Origin of the sequence: Shewanella olleyana (assembly GCF_023283825.1) — a bacterium.
GTDB classification, from domain to species: Bacteria; Pseudomonadota; Gammaproteobacteria; order Enterobacterales; family Shewanellaceae; genus Shewanella; species Shewanella olleyana.
The window spans coordinates 1-4260 of record NZ_JAKILD010000058.1; the positions used below are offsets into that span (position 1 = coordinate 1).

Below are 4260 nucleotides of genomic sequence, written 5' to 3' on the forward strand. Positions count from 1 at the left end.
AGTATTAATTGTAATACCGCGCTCACGCTCTTCTGGAGCGTTATCGATTTGTGCGAAATCTTTAACTTCACCACCGTAAGTTTTGGTTAAAACAGCTGAGATTGCAGCAGTTAGCGTTGTTTTACCATGGTCGACGTGACCGATTGTACCCACGTTTACATGTGGTTTATTACGTTCAAATTTTTCTTTAGCCATGATATTGCCTCAATCCAGAGTCTTGGTGATGAAAACACATATAGAAAAAGTCCGATGCATAGAATGACATCGAATTAATTAGTTTAGTTTTGGTGATTAAGTTTAGCATAAGACAGGACGTGCTGATTTAAAGGATTTGATTGACTTAATAGTTCTTTTAAACGAACTACTAAGCAATCAAGTCGTTCAGCAATTTGGAGCGGATGGCGGGAATCGAACCCGCGTTATCAGCTTGGAAGGCTGGAGTAATACCATTATACGACATCCGCGCAACCTGAATAAGGCTACCTAACTACCTTTAAAAATGGTGGAGGGAGAAGGATTCGAACCTTCGAAGGCTGAGCCGTCAGATTTACAGTCTGATCCCTTTGGCCACTCGGGAACCCCTCCAGAAAAATGGTGCCGGCACCAAGAGTCGAACTCGGGACCTACTGATTACAAGTCAGTTGCTCTACCAACTGAGCTATGCCGGCTAATCATTTCGGAAACGGATATTAGGTAAATGTTGGCGCAAGTGCAATAGGAAATGCATAAAAAAGCTAAAAAAAGTCTCAAATGTCGCTTTTTTAGTCTTTATTTGTGTCGGGAGGATAAAATAACAGCGATTTACACAAGCGACTATAAGTAAGATGACTTTTCCTATTGTTCAAAATAATTTGGTGGTGTAATGTGCCTGACCTAAGGAAAGGAAGATATGACAGCGAACAACACATTACATCAAGCACTTTATTTTTCATTTCTTCGCCAGCAGTGGTCTGAATTACGTAATTCAGTGCCTCTTACACTCAGTGAAGATGAATTAGCCAATTTACGTGGCATGAATGAACAGCTTTCATTAGATGAAGTTACTGATATTTATCTTCCCCTTAGTCGCTTACTAAATTTAATTATTGACTCTAAGCAACAGCGTGGCGTTGTACTTGATCAGTTTTTAAATCACAAACCTACTAAATCGCCTTATATCATCAGTATTTCAGGTAGTGTCGCCGTCGGTAAAAGTACCACAGCGCGTATTTTACAAACCTTGTTGCAGCGATGGCCTGAACACCCGAAAGTTGAACTGGTAACCACCGATGGTTTTTTATATCCATTGGCAGAACTTACACACAATAATTTGCTCAAACGAAAGGGTTTCCCTGAAAGTTATGATATGAAAATGCTCATTGATTTCATTTCAGCGGTAAAAGCCGGTGAACCCAATGTTAGTGCGCCTTTATACTCACATGTCACCTATGACAGATTGAGCGACCAAGTTCAGAATATAAATCAGCCGGATATTTTGATTATTGAAGGTTTGAATGTCCTCCAAACCGCTTTAGATCCAAGTCCAGAGAGCAAAAGTAGTTTCCTATCTGATTATGTGGACTTTTCTATTTATGTTGATGCAGAGGAGTCTCTGCTCAAAGAGTGGTACCAACAACGCTTCTTAAAGTTCAGACAAGGCGCGTTTAGCGATCCAAAGTCATTCTTCCATCATTATTCACAACTTTCTGATAATGAAGCAAACGCAACTGCTGCTCACATTTGGGACACTATCAACGGCCCTAATTTACAAACCAATATAAAACCAAGCAGAGAGCGGGCTAATTTAATCCTAAAAAAAGCGGCCAACCATCTAGTTGACCGTGTTTTACTGCGCAAATAGTAAAAATGGTGAAGTTACTTGGCACGTAAACTAATTTCACCACCTATGTAAGGCGTTATTATTCCATCAGTCTCAACTAATACCGCACCTTGTTTATCAATGCCCTTGCAAACACCACTGATATTATTTGGCGCCATCAATAAATTGATTTCTTTTTCATAAAATAAATCATTTTGTTGCCATTGAGAAATAAAAGGTGTTAATCCTTCTGCTTCGAATAGTATCAAATCAAGTTTAAGTTGTTTATGAATGCTGGTAATCAATGCCGTTTTGTCGGGCATTGATTCTAATGAGCTTAAATCACTCCAAGGCTGGTCAATTAAGTTAGCATGTTGATCAGACATACTCATATTAATCCCAAAACCAATAACCAGATTACACTCATCCATTGTATGCCCAGATAACTCAATAAGAATCCCAGCGAGTTTTTTATTGTCGCGATAGATGTCATTAGGCCACTTTACCCCTAGAGCATCAACACCAAACTCTGTGAGTGATTTAACAATAGAACAAGCCACAACTAGACTAAGTCCCATTGCAGCATTCATTCCTTGGTTTAAGCGCCAAAACAATGAAGCATATACGTGCTGACCATAGGGCGAGACCCATTGACGCCCTCGCCTCCCTCTCCCTGCAGATTGATACTCAGCAATACAAATATCACCGTTTTTTAATTCCTCGGCGTGCTGCAGCATGAATGCGTTGGTACTTTCTATTTCATTAAAGTAAAAGCAACGATTTTCTATGCCATTAATCAATTTTGTTTCATCAAACAAAGGCAATGGTTTTGGTAATTTATATCCCTTACCTTTGACACTGAAAACATCGACACCATAATCTGCCAATTGAGCAATATGATTATTTACAGCCGTTCTGGAAAGCCCTACCTTTTGTGCGATAAACTCACCTGAGACATACGTGCTGTGATTAAGTAAACCAATAATTTGCGTCTTTTTATCCCAGTGTTCATTCATCACAATTGTACCTCTCCTTTCGACCCTATGATTCTAGGTTCAGCTTCTAGTCGAATTCCAAATTTTGCGGTTACGATTTCTATAATGTGTTCAGCAAGCTGACAAATTTCAGCGCCTTGTGCATTATCCAAATTAACCAATACCAATGCTTGCTTATCATGAACTGCAACACGTCCTTGAGTAAAACCTTTTAGACCGGCCTCATCAATCAACCAACCCGCTGCAACTTTTATAGTGCCATCTGCTTGTGCATAACCCACTAAGTCAGAATACGTCTTAAGCAGCTCAACATATTGACCCGCTTTGATAACTGGGTTCTTAAAGAAGCTACCGACATTGCCAAGCTCGGCGGGATCTGGCAATTTACTCATCCTAACTTCGCAAACTGTTCTAAATACATCTTGTGGGGTCACGGTGTTAGCATCAAGGTGCTGTAATGGCCCATACTTTAAATTTGGTTGCCATAATTTAGGTAATCTAAATTCTACTGAGGTGATGACCACTTGATTCTTTAGTTCATCTTTAAAAATTGACTCACGATATCCAAATTTACATTGTTCATTAGAAAGCGAATGACACTCTAAGTTTTTCAACTCAAGATAGTTTACTCTTTCGCAAAACTGATTAACTTCAACTCCATAAGCACCTATATTTTGTATAGGGGCGGCGCCTACAGTTCCAGGGATTAACGCTAAATTTTCTAGTCCGTGATAACCATTAACTAGGCAGTACTCAACAAACGAATGCCAGTCTTCACCAGCCTGAACTTTTATATAATATGAATCAGCCTCTTCCTTAACTTCTATACCTTTAGTTTCTTGTTTTATCACTACGCCTTCAAAATCTTGTGTAAAAACCACATTACTTCCCCCACCAAGAATCAACATTGGTAGTTGTTGGTTTTGCACATGTTCAATTGCTACTTTAAGATCATTAACATTAGCGACAGATATTAATTGATGACAATTCTGATCTAATGAAAGAGTGTTGAATGGTTTTAGACTTACAGGCATATCAAGACAAATTAAAAAATGATTAGCTATTGTACCTTGAGGGAGTGAATAACTCTATAAAGCAAAATTTATCTACAGGTAAAGTGTCTAAATTATATATCGGACAAACGAAGCCTGTTAGTTAAGTTTCAGGCTAGTACTCACTTAATAAATAAATTATCTGTTTATTCTTCCTTGTAAGGACGTATTGGCAAATAAACCACACTATCAGTTGCTGATATAGCTTTTTGTCTTAACTTGGCGCTAAATTTCAGACACAAAAAAGCCCGTTACATAAGTGACGGGCTATCTGCTCTCAATTAAGAGAAATTAGGCGCTTCGCAATGACTGACTTTTACATGGGCATATCGACCACACTATCAGCTGTTGATGTGTCTAACCTGCTGCTTATTTTCTTCAGGCAAAGAAAAACCCCGCTACATCGTAGCGGGGT

4 protein-coding genes and 3 tRNA genes are annotated in these 4260 nt (G+C 38.9%); 1 reads left to right on the forward strand and 6 read right to left on the reverse strand.

From position 1 onward, the window contains the following. From L2735_RS19730 to L2735_RS19745, 4 genes are all read right to left on the reverse strand, one after another. Positions 1 to 195, reverse strand: a 195-nt coding sequence (locus L2735_RS19730) for a GTP-binding protein (protein ID WP_248986296.1), incomplete at its 3' end; no start/stop codon positions are given. Between the two features lie 195 nt (positions 196 to 390). Then, positions 391 to 464, reverse strand: a tRNA-Gly gene (locus tag L2735_RS19735). A gap of 36 nt (positions 465 to 500) precedes the next feature. Continuing rightward, positions 501 to 585, reverse strand: a tRNA-Tyr gene (locus L2735_RS19740). Positions 586 to 592: 7 nt separating this feature from the next. Then, positions 593 to 668 (reverse strand) — tRNA-Thr (locus tag L2735_RS19745). Positions 669 to 889: 221 nt separating this feature from the next. On the opposite strand from L2735_RS19745, the gene coaA reads away from it, so the two are divergent. Continuing rightward, entirely contained in the window at positions 890 to 1840 is a 951-nt protein-coding gene (gene coaA, locus L2735_RS19750) for a type I pantothenate kinase (RefSeq protein WP_248986297.1), read from the forward strand. 14 nt (positions 1841 to 1854) lie between these two features. Here the strand turns inward: coaA and birA are convergent, their stop codons facing one another. After that, positions 1855 to 2814 carry a bifunctional biotin--[acetyl-CoA-carboxylase] ligase/biotin operon repressor BirA gene (gene birA / locus L2735_RS19755; protein ID WP_248986299.1) on the reverse strand — a complete coding sequence of 320 codons (960 nt, stop codon included), beginning with the start codon at positions 2812 to 2814 and terminating at the stop codon, positions 1855 to 1857. Continuing rightward, complete coding sequence (gene murB, locus L2735_RS19760) at positions 2814 to 3827, reverse strand: UDP-N-acetylmuramate dehydrogenase (protein WP_248986298.1); 1014 nt, start codon at positions 3825 to 3827, stop codon at positions 2814 to 2816. Before murB ends, birA begins: the two co-directional genes overlap by 1 nt. Positions 3828 to 4260: the final 433 nt, after the last annotated feature.